This window comes from Pedococcus sp. P3_C7 (assembly GCF_056402615.1).
Genome location: NZ_JBFUHC010000010.1, coordinates 51,869 through 68,963, shown reverse-complemented (window position 1 = coordinate 68,963; position 17,095 = coordinate 51,869). Strand labels below are relative to the sequence as shown.

The following is a 17,095-nucleotide window of genomic DNA, read 5'->3' as shown; positions in this document are numbered from 1 at the left end:
TCAAGGCATTTCGCATCGGGGACCCCGGTCCTACCTCGCCGGTTTCGGGCGTGTCGCCGTCAGACGGCCACCCGACGTGACCGACGACCGGCCACCACAGACGTTCCGGCGGTCGGTCCCGTCGCCGCGAGAGCCGTGCCACCTTGGTCCTCCGGGCACGCCACCGGTCGGATGGTCAGCTGCACCGTGTCGGAGACGGCCGCGTTCACGCCGTCGGACACGGTGAGGGTGGCCCAGGCGGTTCCCGCCGCCGCACACGCGACCTTGGTGGTCGGGCCGGTCGTCGCAGCCCGGAAGGTGCACCCCATCGCGCCGTCCGACCGCAGGGTCCACGCGTAGGTCAGGGGGTCACCGTCCGCGTCACTGACCCTGGCCTGAAGTCGGACCACGGTCCCGGCCGCGGCCGTCAGGTCGAGCCCGGCGTCGACCACGGGAGCCCGGTTGGCCCTGACCGGCCGCACGGTGACGCAGACCGAGTCCTTGCCCGTGGCGCCGTCGTCGTCAGTGGCCCTGACGGTCAGGTTCCGCTCGGCGGCCGTGGAGTAGGTGTGGCTCCCGGTGCACCGGCCACCGCTGACGGTCCCAGCCGTGGTGGTGCCGTCGCCCCAGCCGATCGAGCAGGTCAGCACGTCGTTGCTGCCGCGGTCGGAGACCCTGGCCGAGACCTGGACCGCCTGGCCCACGCGCAACCTCGAGTCGGAGTCCGGCGCGATGATCCGCACGGTCGGGGTGGCGTTCGCCAGCGTCACGACCGCGGAGTCGGTGACCGGTGGGTTGGTCCCGTCACTGACGGCGAGCGTGACGGTGAAGGTGCCGTCGTCGGTGCAGCTGAACGTGGTCCTCACCGCAGTGGGCGTGCCCAGGGCGCAGGTGGCGCCTGCGTCGACGTTCGGGCCGGCGGCATACGTCCAGCGGTAGGACAGCGGGGCCGCCTCGGGGTCCTTGCCCGAGCCCGTGAGGGTGAGCTTCGACCCCTCGGTGCCGGACTTGTCGGCGCCGGCGTTGGCCTTCGGCGGCAGGTTGACGCTGCTCGTCGAGACCACGATGGCGACCGTGTCGGAGCCGGTGCCCGAGTCGTCGTCGGTCGCCGTCACCGTGATGGTCCGTGCGCCGTCCGTGGCGTAGGCGTGGCTGCCCGTGCACACCCCGCCGGCCAGGCTACCGGGCGACGTCGTGCCGTCACCCCATGCGATCGAGCAGGCCCGCGTGTCGTTGCTGCCCGCGTCGGCCGTGGTCGCCGCGACGGAAACCGTTGCACCAGTGGGGAACTCGGCCCCTGTCGCGGGACTCGTCACCCGGACCGTCGGGTCCGCGTTGGTGACGACGAGAGCAGCCGAGTCGGACACTGGCGGGTTGGTCCCGTCGTCGACGGTGAGGGTGAGGGCGAACGTGCCGTCGTCGGTGCAGCTGACATCGGTCGCCGCCGAGTGTGCAGCGCTGAACGTGCAGGTCGCACCCGCGTCGGTCCCGGAGACCGGGGCGGACGTCCAGAGGTAGGTCAGCGACGCACCTTCGGGGTCGGATCCCGATCCGGACAGGTGCGCCGGGGAGCCCTCGGTGGAGGTGGCGTCGTCGCCCGCGTTGGGCCTCGGCGGCTGGTTCACCGGGGCGGCAGCCACGACGATGCCCACGCTGTCGCTGCCGGTGTCGCCGTCGTCGTCGACCACCGTGACGGTGATGGTTCGCGATCCCGACCCGCTGTAGGAGTGGGACGCGGAGCAGGTGCCGGCGGTCACCGTGCCGGTGCCGGTGCTGCCGTCACCCCAGGCGATGGAGCACGTGTGGGTGTCGTTGGCGCCCGCGTCGGACACCGCGGCCGAGACCGAGACCGTCGCGCCGATGGCGAACTCCGAGCCCGCTGTGGGGGCGCTGATCGAGGTGGTAGGCGCGGCGTTCGCCAGGGTCACCGTCGCGGAGTCGGTCACGGGGCTGTGCACGCCGTCGTCCACGCTCAGCGTGACGGTGTAGGTCCCGTCGTCGGTGCAGCGGAAGGTCGTCGCGGCCGAGCCGGCAGACCCGAACGTGCAGTCCGCACCGCTGTCCACGCCCGCGCCCGCCGCAAAGGACCAGTGGTAGGTCAGCGGGTTGCCGTCAGCCTGCGACCCAGAACCGCTGAGGTTGACCGCGGAACCCTCGGTGCCCGTCTGGTCTGCTCCGGCGTCGGCCGTCGGAGGCTGGGTCACCACGGCGCTGACCGTGACGGCGACCGAGTCGCTGCCGCTGCCCGCGTCGTCGTCGGTGACGGTCACGGTGATGGTGCGCGGGCCGGCCGCCGCGTAGGCGTGCTGCCCGGCGCAGGTCCCGCCGGCGAGCGTGCCGGCCGTCGAGGTGCTGTCGCCCCAGTCGATGGAGCAGGACTGGGTGTCGTTCGCGCCCGCGTCACCAGTCGTCGCCGAGACCGAGACGGTGTCACCGACGGTGTATGCCGCGCCGCCGGCCGGCGCGGTGACGTGCACGGTCGGGTTGGCGTTGCCGATGGCGACCGTGGCGGTGTCCGTCGCGGGCGGGTTGGCTCCGTCGCTCACGGCCAGGGTTGCGGTGTAGCTGCCGTCGTCCGTGCAGGTGAACGTCGTGCTGGCGGCCGTCGGGGAGCCGAAGGAGCACGTCGCGCCGGCGTCCACACCTGCGCCAGCGGCATAGGTCCAGGCGTAGGTGAGGGGCGCCTGCTCGGGGTCGGACCCGGAACCCGTGAGGGTGACGGCTGAGCCCTCGGTGCCGGACCGGTCCGCGCCCGCGTCGGCGGTCGGCGGCTGGTTCGGCTGGTCGGTGATCGTGATGCCGACGGTCGCGAGCGCCGAGCCCCCGTCGTCGTCGGTGATGGCCAGGGTGATGGTCTTGGCGCCGGACGTCGCGTAGGGGTGCGTCCCGGTGCACTGTCCAGCGCTCATCACGCCGGCACCGGTCGTCCCGTCACCCCAGGCGATGGAGCAGGTCAGCACGTCGTGCGAACCGGGGTCGGCCCCCGCGCCGGTGAGGGACACGCCTTGGCCGGTCGTGAAGACCGCGCCGTCGGCAGGTGCGGTGATCGAGGCCGACGGGTCCCGGTTCGCCAGCACGACGGAGGCCGTGTCGGTCGTCGTGTTGACGCCGTCACTGACGGCGAGGGTCACGACGTAGGTGCCGTCGTCGTCGCAGCTGAACTGGGTCGTGGCGGCGGACGGCGCGCTGAAGCCGCACTGTGCGCCGGCATCGACGCCGGCGCCCGCGGCATACGTCCAGGTGTAGGTCACGGACACGCCCTCGGGGTCCGACCCGGAACCGGTCAGGGACACCAGGGCCCCCTCGGAGCCGGTGCGGTCCGCGCCCGCGTCCGCCGTGGGAGCGGCGTTCGTCACGGTGAGGTCGCGGGTGGCCGTGCCGGTGCCGCCGTCATCGTCGGTCACGGTGACCGTGATGGTGCGCGTCCCTGCCACCGCGTAGGTGTGGCTGCTGTCGCAGGCCCCGCCGGTCACGGTCCCGGTCGTGGTGACCGCGTCCCCCCAGGCGATCGAGCAGGTGTGGGTGTCGTGCGAACCGGCGTCGCCGAGCACCGCGTGCAGCGGCACGGACGTGCCGATGGGGGTACTGGTGCCCACGTCAGGCGTCGTGATCGCCACGGTGGGGTCGGCATTGGCCAGCGAGACCGTCGCCGAGTCGGTCGTGGTGTTCACCCCGTCGCTCACGCTCAGCGTGACGGTGAAGCTGCCGTCGTCGGTGCAGCTGAAGGAGGACGACGCCGACGTCGCTGAGCCGAAGGAGCAGCTCGTGCCGGGGTCGACACCCGCACCGGCGAGGTAGGTCCAGGCGTAGGTCGGGGTCAGCCCTTCCGGGTCGGAGCCCGAGCCCAGCAGGGTCAGCGAGGTGCCCTCGGAGCCGGTGCGGTCGGCGCCGGCGTCCGCCGTCGGGGCCAGGTTGGGCTGCGGCGTGATGGTGGTGCCGCGCGAGGCAGAGCCGCTGCCGCCGTCGTCGTCGGTGAGGGTCATCGTGATGGTGGGGGTGCCCGTCGCGGTGTAGCTGTGCGTGCCGTCGCAGGACGCGCCGACGACCGTCCCGGGCGTCGTGGTGCCGTCACCCCAGTCGATGGAGCAGGTCTGCGTGTCGTGGGACCCCTGGTCCCCGAAGGTGGCGTGGGCCGTGACCGGTGCGCCGACCTGGTAGGACGCGCCCACGTTCGGGCTGGTGAGGGCGACGGAGGGGTTGGCGTTGGCCAGTGTCACCGTCGCCGTGTCCGTGACAGCCGGGTTCACGCCGTCGCTCACCGACAGGGTGAAGGTGAAGGTGCCGTCGTCGGTGCAGCTGACCGTCGTCGAGGCCGAGGTCGGTGAGGTGATGGAGCAGGACGTGCCGGCATCGACCCCTGCGCCCACGACATACGACCAGGCGTAGGTGAGCGTCGCGCCCTCGGGGTCGGTGCCCGAACCGGTGAGGGAGACCAGTGCGCCCTCCGAGCCCGTGCGGTCGGTCCCCGCGTTGGCCGTCGGCGGCAGGTTGACCTGGGCCTTCTGGGTGATGGTCACGCTGGCGCTGGCCGTGCCCGCGTCGTCGTCGTTGACGGACACGGTGATGGTCTTGTCGCCGGCCGTGGCGTAGGTGTGGCTGCCCGTGCAGGCCCCGGCGACGATGGCGCCCGCCGTGGTGGTGGCGTCGCCCCAGGCGATGTTGCAGCCGAACGTGTCGTTGGCGGCCGGGTCGGTGATGGGTGCCGTGACCTGGACGGCCACGCCGAAGTCGACCTGGGCGCCGGCCAGCGGCGCCGTGATCGAGACACTCGGGTTGGCGTTGGCGATGGTCAGCACGGCCGAGTCGCTCGTGCTCGAGCCGCCGTCGCTGGCCGTCAACGTCGCCGTGAAGGTGCCGTTGTCGGTGCACGTCACCGAGGTGTTCAGGGACGTCGAGGCGGTGAACGAGCAGCCTGCACCAGCGTCGACGCCTGGCCCTGGGGTGGCGGACCACTGGTAGGTCAGGGCCTGGCCGTCCGGGTCGCTCGCGGTGCCGGTCAAGGAGATCGGCGAGCCCTCGGTCTCGGTCTTGTCCGCGCCCGCGTTCACCAGCGGCGGCTGCCCGGTGACGGTGATCGTCACGGTGGCGGCCGCGGAGGTCGCCAGGTCGTCGCTCGCCTTGTAGGTGAACGAGTCGTCGCCGACGAAGGCCGCCGCCGGGGTGTAGGTGCACTGGGTGAAGGACGAGCTGACGAGCGTGCACCCGCTGAGCGAGCCGTGACTCGGACCGGACTGCACCGCATACGTCATCGCGTCACCGTCGGCGTCGGTCGCCGCAAGCGTGACGACGACCGCGGTGTTGGACGGCGTGGTCGCCGTGCGGTCCTGGGCCACGGGCGCGTGGTTGGCCTCCACGGTGATCGACACGGTCGCGGTGTTGGAGTCGGCGAAGCCGTCGTTGAGCCGCCACGTGAAGGAGTCGGCACCCGTGTAGCCGGTGGTCGGCGAGTAGGTGCAGTACGAGGAGCTCACGTCGCAGCTGACGGACCCGTGGGCCGGCGCCGACAGCACCGTGATGGAGGTGGGGTTGCCACTGAGGGAGGACCAGCTGAGCGGCACAGCAGTGGTGCGGTCCTGCCGGACGGTCGCGGTGGTGTTGATCGCCACCGGGGTCGAGATCGGCACCACGAACAGCGAGTAGGTCGCCACACCCGACTCGTCCAGTCCGTCGCTGACCTTCCAGGTGAAGGAGTCCGGACCGCGGTAGTCCAGCGTAGGCGTGTAGACGCAGCCGCCACCCCCGGTCGAGCAGTCCGTCAGGGTGCCGTGGGACGGCTGGCTGACGACGGTGAAGGTGGGGGTGTCGTAGTAGAAGTCGTCGGTCCAGCTCAGCCCGATCGACGTCGCGGTGTCCTCGTTGATCTCGGCGTACTGGCCGAAGACCCGCGGGGCGTTGTTGGGGTTCACGTGGATCGTCATGGTGGCGGTGCGCGAGGTGCCGCCGCCCGCGCTCAGCCGCCAGGTGAACGAGTCCAGCCCGACGAAGCTGCCCGTCGGGGTGTAGGTGCACTGCCCGGTGGCGCACGACGTCAGGGAGCCATGGCTCGGAGGCGTGAGGACGGCGAAGGTGCTGGTCGCGCTCTCGGGGTCGTAGCCGGGCAGCGTGAGCGGCGCGGACGTGCGCTCGCGGATCTCGACAGAGGTGTCGCTCGCGACGGGTACGGCGTTGGGCAGGACGTCGATCGAGATGGTGGCCGGGTTGGAGCTCGACGTGCCATCACTGACCCGCCAGGTGAAGCTGTCCGGACCCGAGTAGGCCGCACCCGGGGTGTAGGTGCACCCGTTCAGGGGGATGGCGCAGTCTGTCAGGGTGCCGTGGGTCGGCTGGGTGAGGATCGTGACCGCGAAGGTCCCGCTGTCGGTGTCCGTGAACGGGAAGCCCAGCGCGAGCGCATTGCCCTGGTAGGTGTTCGTCGCGTAGTTGTCCGCGACCGGGGTGCCGTCGTTGCCCACGCGAAGGGTGGTCGTGGCGACCCGCGACGAGGCGAGGTCGTCGCTCGACTGCCAGGTGAACGAGTCGAGCCCCGAGTAGCCGCCGGTCGGGGTGTAGGTGCAGTAGGAGTAGTCGAAGAAGGTGGTGGTGCAGTCGAGAGTTCCGTGCGACGGGGTGCTCACGACAGCCAGGGTGAGCTGGTCGAGGTCGGGGTCCGTGGAGTTCAGGTAGAAGTTGGTCACGCCCTGCGCGACGACCGTGCGGTCCAGGGCCGCTGGGGCGGCATTCGGGCGAACGGTGAGGCTCACGGTCGCGACCCCCGAGTCGAGGAGCCCGTCGTTGGACTGCCAGGTGAAGCTGTCGGGTCCTGTGTAGCCGGGGAATCCTTCGTAGAAGCAGACGCCGTAGTAGGTGTTGCAGCTGACGGTGCCGTGCTGGGGGTTGTCGACCACCGAGAACGTCAGGGTCTCGCCCGGCTGCTGCGCGTAGTCGACCAGGACCTGTTCCTGCTTGGACTCGCGCACGGAGTCGCTGGAGTCGGTGGCGACCGGGGCGACGTTGTCGAAGACGGACAGCGTCTGGGTGGCGACGCCCGAGGTGGCCAGGTCGTCACTGACCCGCCACGTGAAGCTGTCTGACCCGACGTACCCGGCGTCCGGCGTGTAGGTGCAGTAGGAGCTCTCGCAACCGCTGAGGGTGCCGTGGGTCGGTTGGGTCAGGACCTCGAAGGTCAACGTGGTGTAGTCGACGTCGCTCCAGTCGAGGTAGAAGAACGCCGGGGTGTTCTGTCGCACGGGCTGGTTCCGGTTCAGCGCCAAGGGCGTGACGTTCTTGGTCACCGTGACGGTGGCCGTGGCGACGTTCGAGGTCGAGGAGGCGTCGCTCGCCGTCCAGGTGAAGGAGTCGACGCCGACGAAGCCGGGGGTCGGGGTGTAGAGGCAGTAGCCCGGGCTGCACGAGTCCACCGACCCGTGGCTCGGCGGGCTGACGACGGCGTAGGTCAGCGGGTCGGTCTCGGGGTCCACGGCGTGCAGGAACACGTACGACGCCACCCCCTCGCGGGTGGTGATGGTGGACGTCCGAGCGGTCGGTGGGGAGGCGTATGCCGAGGGCGCGGCCTGGAGGGTGAAGCCGGCGACGAGGGCCATTCCGAGCAGGATCCGTCGGGCCCGGCTGAACGGAGAGTGGTCCCGGTGCTTGCCAGCTGCCCCTGCGAACATGTCGCACCTCCTGTGCCCGGCCACCACTGCGAAGGCCGTTGGTCGCGAACCTAGCGACGGACAGGGGCAGGACAGATCACCCCAAGCGCGCACCGCTCCTACGCCATATACACCGGCTGACCTGCACTTTTGTGGCTAGTCAGGCCACCCAAGTCGACGGAACCGGGCGCACCTGCGGGCAGCGGAGCACGTGGCTATCGCGCTGCGAGACTTGACGGCCCCCCGGATCGTTCGCGCGGAGGGCGTGGGATTCGAACCCACGATGGGTGTAACCCCATAGCGGTTTTCAAGACCGCCGCACTAGGCCACTATGCGAGCCCTCCTCGGCCACGCGGCATACCCGCACGACCAGGGACACGGTATCGCCCGTCCCGGCCGGGCATCGCCCGACCACTCCGCGGACCCCTCGGGCCGGTCCTCCCCCAGCAGTCGCCTCCTCGTCGATGGCGTGCTCGAATGGCCGGATGGATGCGCGGGCGCTGGCGCAACGCTTCGCCCTGGGTGGCGCAGCGAGACTCTCCGACGGCCCCGTCGCGCGCGGCAAGCAGGGCGTCGTGTGGCGGCTCGAGACGGCAGACGGCAGCTGGGCGGTGAAGGTGCCCTTCCGCCAGTCCACCGAGGACGACGTGCGTCTGGCGACGACGTTCCAGGAAGCGGCCCATGCCGAAGGCGTGCCGACTCCGCAGGTGCGCCGCACCACGGACGGAACGGTGTTCGCCACCATTCGCGGGGGTCAGGCACGGGTGTACGAGTGGGTCGACCTGGGTGCACCCGACACCCACCTCGATCCCGAGCGGGTCGGCGAGCTCGTGGCCGCCATGCACAAGGTCTCACTCGGTGACACCACCCTCTCGGTCGCGCACCCGGACCAGATCGACCCGTGGTACCGCGAGCCGGTGGGGGCCGACCGCTGGCACCGGCTCGTCGAACAGCTCCAGGACGCAGGAGCGCCGTTCGCTCGCCGACTGTCTGATCTGCGTGACGAGCTCGTCGCCCTGGAGTCCTGGATCGAACCACCGCAGACGTTCGCGACCTGCCACCGCGACCTCTGGGCCGACAACGTCCTGCCGACTTCTGACGGCGACGTGTGTGTCATCGACTGGGAGAACAGCGGGCCGGCCGATCCGAGCCAGGAGCTCGGGTGCGTGCTCTTCGAGTTTGCCCGCTCCGACCCCGGTCGGACGCGAGCGCTGGTCAACGCCTACCGGGAGGCCGGCGGGCCGGCCAGGGTGAGCCGACGCGGCCACTTCTCGATGCTGATCGCGCAGCTCGGACACATCACCGAGATGGCTGCCACCGACTGGCTGCAACCCAACCCCCGCTCGCCGCACCGCGCGGACTCGGTGGCGTGGATAGGGGAGGTGCTGGACGAGCCGCACACGCGCGACCTGCTCGAATCGTTGTTGGGGGCGGCTGATGATCCTGCTGCCGTCCACCGGGCAGGCCGCTGACCAGCACGTTCGTAGGGCCGTGGGTTAAGGTCGAAGGAACCGACCAAAGGATGCGAACCATGGCAAAGCTCACCTTCCTCGCCGGTCTCGCTGCGGGCTACGTGCTCGGGGCCAAGGCCGGTCAGAAGCGCTACCAGCAGATCAAGGCCCAGACCGACCGCGTCTGGGGCAGTGCCCCCGTGCAGTCCCGTGTCGACACGGTCAAGCAGGTCGTCAAGGACCAGGCGCCCGTCGTGGCGGCCAAGATCGGTGACGTCGCGAAGACCGCCGGCGCGAGCGCCAAGGAGCGCCTCACCGGTGAGGACCTCCCGGAGACCCTGCACCGCGGGACCGATGGGCGGCTGCACGCCGACACCACCGGCTTCGGACCGGGGCCGGGCAAGCTGCCCTGACCGCGGGCGCACCGCAACCGGCACACCAAAGGAAGCGGCACGGCATACGGAGTTCCGGTATGCCGTGCCGCTTCTGTGTTGCTGGACTCAACGGCGTCGCCGAGGAGGTCCGGCTGGGCGCGTGCTGGGAACCCCTGACCAGCACCTTCCACAACCTGACCCACCCGGCGACGCGCCCCGAAGGGCGGGTCGGCCGCACGCCCCCACGAACTGCCGACCAGCCCGCTGGCACCCCTGTGACCAGCGGTCCTTCGTCGCCGGGACCCGTCGCCCCCTGCGACAGGTCCTGCACGACATTGGCGTCCTCTCCGTTGTGTCCTCCTCGGTCCCCCGACCAGGTCTGACACTGGACAAGAGTCGGCACCACGGGCCCTGATACATCGCCGGCCAAGAATTTTTTGCGGAGAGTTTTCGGTGGCTGCCCGGTATCAAACGGGCCCGTCTGGTTCTCCTGTCAGATGACGCATTCCCTCACTACGCTGAACAACGCACGCGTGGTCGGCACGACCCTCAGGAGATCCGATGGCCGCATCAGCCCCCCCGCCGCCCCCTGGGCCGGGACCCACACCCTGGGTCGCGATCCCTCGCTCGGCGGCGCGGCGCCTGGACGTGCGGGTGCTCGACCCCGCCAAGGCGGTGCGGCTCGATGGCGACGACGCCCTCGCACCCACCTTGTATGCCGGTAACCGCCTGCTCGTGCGCGGCCTCGCCACCCAGTCGGCGCGGGGTCCGATCAGCGCGCTGAAGGGGATCGCGGAGCGGCTCGGCTACTCGGCCGACGCCCAGCGGGACGAGCGGTTCGAGGCGTTGCTGCGGCAGAACGAGCTGGAGGACCAGGTCGACGCGGCCATCTCCACGACGGTGGTGTTCACGCCGTTGCCGGACCGTCCCGTCGTGGCCCCGGACGCCTGGCTGATCCTGCAGACGCTGCGTGCCGAAGACGCGGAGTCGGCGAAGTCGGTGAGCCTCAGCCACATCGTGACGGCGTCGGGCTACGGCTCCGGCGTGGGGTACGGGTCCGGCGTCGGCTACGGCTCGGGTGTCGGCTACGGCTCCGGGGTGGGGTACGGCTCGGGCGTCGGCTACGGGTCAGGGGTCGGGTACGGCTCCGGGGTCGGCGAGGGGGACGTGCAGATGCCTGGCGGCGGGCCCTCGCCGCGGTGCCCCGTGGTCTGGGGTGGTCCGGCGCCGGCACCAGGGGGCTACACCGCAGACGGCTCGGAGAACGGGGCGGAGTGCGATGACGCGGGCGCCCCGGAAGGACCGGTCGTCGCGCTGCTCGACACGGGACTCGGGCAGCACCCCTGGTTCGGCTACGGCGTCATCCGGGACGTGACCGTCGACGGGATCCCCATCGGTGAGCGCTTCAGCACCGAAGACGACCCCGAGGGTTCCGGCTGCACCCTCGACCGGGTCAACGGCCTGCTCGACCCGTTGGCCGGGCACGGCACGTTCATCGCCGGGGTCGTGCGGCAACGCTGCCCCGAGGCCACGCTGATGGTCATTCCCGTCATGCACGGCGACGGCGTCACCGACGAGGCCTTCCTCGTCGAGACCCTCGGGCTCCTCTTCGTCCGCCAGCTGCTCGCCCACTCCGACGTCGACAAGGGACCGGCGATCGACGTCCTGTCGCTGTCGCTGGGGTACTACCACGAGACACCTGGGGCGTTCGACGACGAGCCGGCGTTCTGCGGCATCCTCAGGGCGCTGTCGAGCACCGGCGTCGCGGTGGTGGCCGCGGCCGGGAACGGCGGCACGAACCACGAGTTCTACCCCGCGGCCTTTGCGGTCGCGGGCGGTTTCGACGTGCCCCTGACGAGTGTCGGCGCGTTCAACCCGGACGGTTGCACGGTGTCGGTCTACTCCAACACCGGCCACTGGGTCCGCGCCTACCGGCGCGGGACCGCGGTCGTGAGCACCATGCCGACCACGTTCAACGGCAGCCTGCAGCCGGCCCTCGTCCAGCCTGCCGCAGCTGACCCCGCGGCAGGGCGCCCGCTGCGCGGATCGTGCGACCCCGACGACTACTCGAGCGGGTTCGCCCTCTGGAGCGGCACGTCGTTCGCAGCGCCTGCGTATGCCGGCGACCTCGCTGCCTGGCTCGTCCGCGAGGGCTGGGCAGGGTTCGACTCATCGAGGGCTCAGGGCGAGGCCACCGACCCGACGGCTCGGGCCGAGGCGCTCTCGAAGGCGCGGGTCGAGGGGCTGGCCAAGGCCATTGCGACGCTCGAGGGAGGCGAACGGTGATGCACGCCGAGGGCGGCACCCGGAGCCTGGCCGAGCTGGCGGCGCGCGCGTTCGCCGACTACCGGGACGGGCGCCCGGAGGCGATGTCGCAGCTGGTGGACAGCACCACCACGCTGCTCTGGCACACCGCCCGGGCGCAGGGGCTCAGCGGCCCGCAGGCCGAGGACGTCGTGCAGAACACGTGGTTGTCGCTGGTCCAGCACGCGTCGGGGATCACCGACCCCCAGGGCGTGCTGAAGTGGTTGCTCACCACCACCCGGCGCGAGGCCTGGGCCGTGTCCAAGCGGGCCCGGCGCGAGGACGTCCGAGAGGACATGGGGGATGCGATGCCTGAGGTAGCCACGACCAGGGACGAGCCGGCCGAAGTCGTCGTCCGCAGCCAGGAGCAGGGCCTGCTCTGGCGCCACTTCAAGGACCTGCCGGAGCGGTGCCAGCAGCTGCTGCGGGTCATCGCCCTCGCCGACCGACCCGACTACGCGCAGGTCGCCGACGCGCTCGGCATGCCCGTCGGCAGCATCGGACCCACCCGCGGTCGATGCCTGGCCAAGCTCCGAGGGGCGCTGCTCGGCGACCCGGGATGGGCGACGTCATGAGCGGCGACAGCGTGAGCGGCGGGGCCATGGGCGAGGGCTGGGAGGCCGACGCGCTCGGTGAGATCGACGACCAGGACCTCAGGGCCCTCGCGACGCTCCGGACCATCCTGCAGGCGAGTGACCCGGTGCCCAGCGGCCTGGCCGAGCGGGCCAAGTTCGCGATGTCCGTGGCCGCCCTCGAGGCCGAGATCGCCGAGATCACGACGACGACCGCCGAGCTCGCCGGGGTGCGCTCCACCCAGTACGACCGCGCCGGCACCATCACGTTCTCCAGCGACCAGCTCAGCGCGATGATCACCATCGAGATGGTGGACGGCGGGAGCGCGCGGCTGAGCGGGTGGGTCACCACGGGACCCACGCACGTCGAGCTGCGCGAGCGGTCGCGCACCCAGGAGACCACGACCGACGACGCCGGCCGGTTCACTTTCGCCTCCGTCGAGCGCGGACTCGTCCACCTCGTCATGCGCCGGCTGGACGATCCTGGGAGTCGTCCGGTCATCACCCCCGCCATCGAGATCTGAGGTACGACATCGAGGTTGCTGACCACCAGGTCGCCGAGCTCTTGGCCCGAGCTCGGAACCTCAACGAGATCGGCCGGTTCCGCGACGCCGAGCGCAGCCTGCGGCGCGCCCTCGTGCTGGCGGACCGCCTGGACGGCGAGGAGCGGGTGTCGACGCGAGCGCGGCTGCTCATCACCCTGGCCTGGCCGACCCTGGCGCTGCACGGACTGGACCAGGCCCTGGCGATGCTGGCGGAGTCCCGCGAGCAGAGCGACTCCGCCCGCCTGCGCGCCCTGAGCTGGATCCAGGAGGCCGTCGTCCACGTCTCCTGCCAGGACTGGCGGTCGGCCCTCAGCGCCCTCGGCAGGCTCGGCGACACGGACGGGCTCCTCGCCCCGGGTGAAGAGGTCGCGGCCCGGATCAACAGTGGCCTGGCCCACCTCTCCCTGCTCGAGCTCGGGCCCGCTCGTGCCGATCTGATGACCGCGCTCGAGGTCAGCGTGGAGCACGGCCTGGTGGAGCAGGAGTTCAAGGTCCGCCACAACCTCGGCTGCCTCGAGTACTACGCGGGCCGGCTCCCGGAGGCCATCCGCCTGATGCGCGAGGCCGACGAGATGGACGTGCAGGTCGGCCGGGTGAGGGCTCAGCACGACCTGGCGCTGGTCCTGCTCGAGGTCGGGCTGCTCGACCAGGCGCGAGAGACCCTGACCCGCGCGCTCGACGAGGCCAGGCGCGACGGCCACCGCCTCGAGGAGGCCGACCTTCGGCTCGACCTCGCGACGACCGCACTGCTGCGCGACGAGCTCGCGACCGCGCGCGAGCACCTCGACGCCGCCGTGGTCGCCTTTCGCGCCAGGGGAGCGATCGAGCGCCAGCGGAGCGCCGCGCTGCTGCGCGCCTGGGTCGCCGTGACGGAGGGGGTCGTGCCCCGCGGTCTCGACCGCACCCTCGCGCCCTGGTCTGGCGTCGACCGGCCGGTCATGCCCGACGAGCGCCTCGCGGCGCGGGTGCACGTCGAGGCGCTGCTGCTGCGAGGCCACGTCGACGAGGCCGGGTATGCCGTGCAGCGGCTGAGGGGGCGTGTGCGCCAGGGCTTCGCCGCCGACATGCACGACCGCCTGCTCATCGCGAAAGTGGCTGCGGCACAAGGCGACACAGCCACTTCCCGGAGAGTGGTCCGCTCGGCCATGCACCAGCTGACCGGGCGCCAGGCACCGAGCCAGAGCGTCGAGATCCGGTCGGCCCTGGCCCTGCACGGTCACCGGATCGCGGACTTCGACGTCAACGACGCCCTCGCGAGCGGATCGCCCGTGCGGGTCTTCGACGCGGTGGAGCGCTGGCGCGCGGTGTCCCACCGCCTGCCCCTGCTGTCCACACCGGAGGACGGGCGCTCCGCCGAGCTGGTCGCCGAGCTGCGCCAGGCCCGTCGTGAGGGAGCCGCCCCCGGCGAGGAGGGCGCCCGCCAGCGCGCCCGCGCCGCCGAGCTGGAGTGGGAGGTCAGCCGCCTGGACTGGTCACGGGCCGAGGCCGGCGGGGTGGCCGCTGCGGTGGCCCCGGTCGGACATGCCGTCACTCGCGACCTGCTCGGGTCCCGTGGCGAACAGGCCCTGGTCTGGGTCGCGCAGGACGGGCAGGAGTACGTCCTGGTGGTGACGCCCAGGGGGACCCGGCTGCACCACGTGGGACCGGCCGCCGAGGTCGCCGCCCTGGCGGACCGACTCACGCGGGACCTGCACGCGCACGCGTTCGCCGCCACCAACCCAGCGCTGGAGGCGGCCGTCGGCCGAGCGGTGGCGGGCTCCCTGGCCGCGCTCGACGAGCAGCTCTTCGGCGACGTCGAGCTGGCCGAGGGGCCTGTCGTCGTGGTGCCGGGGCGGACCCTGATGGCGGTGCCCTGGGGCATGCTGCCCAGCCTCGCGGGCCGTCCGGTCACGATCGCCCCGTCGGTGACCCGCTGGTCCACCCCGCTCCTCGCGGCGGACGCGGTCCCGGCGGAGCGGCTCCGGGTCACGACGCTGACGGGGCCGAGGCTCGACCGCGCCGCCGCCGAGGCGGCCGCGGTGACCACGGCTTGGGAGAGGGTCGGTGCCCTGGTGACCCGTCACGAGGGAGCGACGGCGCAGACCGTCCGTGACGCCTTGTCCGGCGCTGGCCTGGTGCACGTGGCGGCGCACGGCACCCACGAGCGTCAGAGCCCGTGGTTCTCCTCGTTGCACATGGCCGACGGCCCCGTCTTCGCGCACGAGCTCCCGCGACGGGCGACCGCACACCACGTCGTGCTGTCGGCGTGTGATGTGGGACGGCTCGACCCACGCCCCGGGGACGAGCCCCTGGGGCTCACGGCCGCGCTGATGGCGCTGGGCGTTCGCAGTGTCGTCGCCCCCGTCGCACCGGTGTCAGACGTTGCGGCTGCCGACGCCATGGGCAGCTACCACCGCCACCTGGCCGACGGCGACTCCGCGTCCGAAGCCCTGGCCGCGACGCTCACCGAGCACCCGGGCGCTGGGGCGTTCTGCCTCTACGGCACCGACTGGCGGCCGGAACCCGCTCAGATCCAGAGGGCCGGATCCTTGAACATCGCCTCATAGGGATCTTCGTGACCCTGCGGGAACCGGATGACCGCGGGGATCCCCGTGGCAATCGCGCCAGCCGGAACGTCTTTGACCACAACGGAGTTCGCGCCGACCTGCACGTCGTCGCCAATGTAGACGGGACCCAGGATGCGGGCTCCGGCCCCGATCGTGACCCGCGACCCGACGGTGGGATGCCGCTTGACACGCTGCAACGAACGACCGCCCAGCGTGACGCCGTGATAGAGCATCACGTCGTCTCCCACCTCGGCCGTCTCGCCGATCACGACGCCCATCCCGTGGTCGATGAAGAACCGGTGACCGATCACCGCACCCGGGTGGATCTCGACCCCCGTCACCGAGCGCACCACCGTCATGACGACGCGGGCCACCGGCTTCGCCCAGCCGCCGCGCAACCACAGGCGGTGGGCGAACCGGTAGGACCAGATGGCATGCAGGCCAGGCGAGTTCAGCGCGACGTCGACGCGCGACGTCGCGGCGGGGTCGCGGGCGATCGCGGCGTCGAGGTCGTCGACGATGCGGCTGCGCGCGCGCCGGGCATACAGGGCGAGGGTCACGGAAGAAGCGCCACCTTGGGTCGGGTCGGTCAGTCGAGCAGGTCGGAGAAGAGGATCGTCGAGAGGTAGCGCTCACCGAACGACGGGATGATGACGACGATCGTCTTGCCCGCGTTCTCGGGGCGCCTGGCGACCTGGTCGGCTGCCGCGAGAGCCGCGCCCGAGGAGATCCCGACGAGCAGGCCCTCCTCCTTTGCGGCGCGCTTGGCCCACTCGACCGCCGTCTCGGCGTTGATGTCGATGACCTCGTCGTAGACCGTGCGGTCGAGGATCTCGGGCACGAAGTTGGCGCCGATCCCCTGGATCTTGTGGGGACCGGGCTCGCCGCCGTTGAGGATCGGCGACTCAGCAGGCTCCACGGCGACGATCTGCACTCCCGGCTTGCGAGCCTTGAGGACCTGTCCGACCCCGGTGATGGTGCCGCCCGTGCCGATGCCCGCCACGACGATGTCGACCTGGCCGTCGGTGTCCTTCCAGATCTCCTCGGCCGTCGTCTTGCGGTGGATCTCGGGGTTGGCCTCGTTGGCGAACTGGCGAGCGAGGATCCCGCCGCGCTCGGCCGCGATCTCCTCGGACTTCGCCACGGCGCCCTTCATGCCCAGCGCACCTTCCGTGAGGACGAGCTCGGCACCATAGGCGCGCAGCAGCGCGCGGCGCTCCTTGCTCATCGTCTCGGGCATCGTGAGCACGACGTTGTAGCCGCGGGCCGCACCCACCATGGCCAGCGCGATCCCCGTGTTGCCCGACGTGGCCTCGACGATGGTGCCGCCCGGCTTGAGCTCACCGGCCGCCTCGGCCGCGTCGATGATCGAGACGCCGATGCGGTCCTTGACCGACGAGGCCGGGTTGTAGAACTCCAGCTTCGCGGCGACGGTGGCCTCACTGTCGATCAACCTGTTGATCCGCACCAGGGGCGTGTTGCCGATGAGCTGGGTGACGTCGTCATAGATGGGCATGCGCGCTTCCTTGCGTTCGTATGCCGCGTGCCTGCCGTGCGCGCGGACGTGGACGTTCGTCCTGTTCAGCGAACCAGACGTTATGCGTATTCCAACAGATCGTTATGCAATCTGGCAACGCACTCTCACCCTGCGGGCGTCGCGAACGACGCGCACGGCATACGACTCGCCTTTGAG

The 17,095-nt window shown here is 71.4% G+C and carries 9 protein-coding genes and 1 tRNA gene; 6 read left to right on the top strand and 4 right to left on the bottom strand.

Annotated features, from left to right (window positions below; all coding sequences use genetic code 11):
- Positions 1-59: 59 nt before the first annotated feature.
- Together AC1DS4_RS14505 and AC1DS4_RS14500 are read right to left on the bottom strand one after the other, a co-directional pair.
- Positions 60-7,631, bottom strand: a complete 7,572-nt coding sequence (locus AC1DS4_RS14505) for an Ig-like domain-containing protein (protein WP_477633546.1) — start codon at positions 7,629-7,631, stop codon at positions 60-62.
- Between the two features lie 236 nt (positions 7,632-7,867).
- A tRNA-Ser gene (locus tag AC1DS4_RS14500) sits at positions 7,868-7,954 on the bottom strand.
- Positions 7,955-8,095: 141 nt separating this feature from the next.
- On the opposite strand from AC1DS4_RS14500, the gene AC1DS4_RS14495 reads away from it, so the two are divergent.
- From AC1DS4_RS14495 to AC1DS4_RS14470, 6 genes are all read left to right on the top strand, one after another.
- Positions 8,096-9,082, top strand: coding sequence for a phosphotransferase enzyme family protein (locus tag AC1DS4_RS14495; protein WP_477633545.1), 987 nt, complete (start codon positions 8,096-8,098; stop codon positions 9,080-9,082).
- Between the two features lie 59 nt (positions 9,083-9,141).
- Positions 9,142-9,474 (top strand): hypothetical protein, encoded by a 333-nt coding sequence (locus tag AC1DS4_RS14490; RefSeq protein ID WP_477614430.1) that lies wholly within the window; start codon positions 9,142-9,144, stop codon positions 9,472-9,474.
- Between the two features lie 522 nt (positions 9,475-9,996).
- Positions 9,997-11,721, top strand: coding sequence for a S8 family serine peptidase (locus AC1DS4_RS14485; protein WP_477633544.1), 1,725 nt, complete (start codon positions 9,997-9,999; stop codon positions 11,719-11,721).
- Complete coding sequence (locus AC1DS4_RS14480) at positions 11,721-12,314, top strand: RNA polymerase sigma factor (RefSeq protein WP_477614428.1); 594 nt, start codon at positions 11,721-11,723, stop codon at positions 12,312-12,314. Before AC1DS4_RS14485 ends, AC1DS4_RS14480 begins: the two co-directional genes overlap by 1 nt.
- On the top strand, positions 12,311-12,835 hold the full coding sequence (locus AC1DS4_RS14475; RefSeq protein ID WP_477633543.1) for a hypothetical protein: 525 nt from the start codon (positions 12,311-12,313) through the stop codon (positions 12,833-12,835). The genes AC1DS4_RS14480 and AC1DS4_RS14475 overlap by 4 nt, the downstream gene beginning before the upstream one ends.
- Before the next feature lie 41 nt (positions 12,836-12,876).
- Positions 12,877-15,402, top strand: coding sequence for a CHAT domain-containing protein (locus tag AC1DS4_RS14470; RefSeq protein ID WP_477633542.1), 2,526 nt, complete (start codon positions 12,877-12,879; stop codon positions 15,400-15,402).
- On the opposite strand, the gene cysE is transcribed toward AC1DS4_RS14470, so the two are convergent.
- Positions 15,363-15,962 (bottom strand): serine O-acetyltransferase, encoded by a 600-nt coding sequence (cysE, locus tag AC1DS4_RS14465; RefSeq protein WP_477614425.1) that lies wholly within the window; start codon positions 15,960-15,962, stop codon positions 15,363-15,365. The genes AC1DS4_RS14470 and cysE overlap by 40 nt on opposite strands.
- A 29-nt stretch (positions 15,963-15,991) precedes the next feature.
- Entirely contained in the window at positions 15,992-16,918 is a 927-nt protein-coding gene (gene cysK, locus AC1DS4_RS14460; RefSeq protein WP_477614424.1) for a cysteine synthase A, read from the bottom strand.
- Positions 16,919-17,095 lie beyond the last annotated feature (177 nt).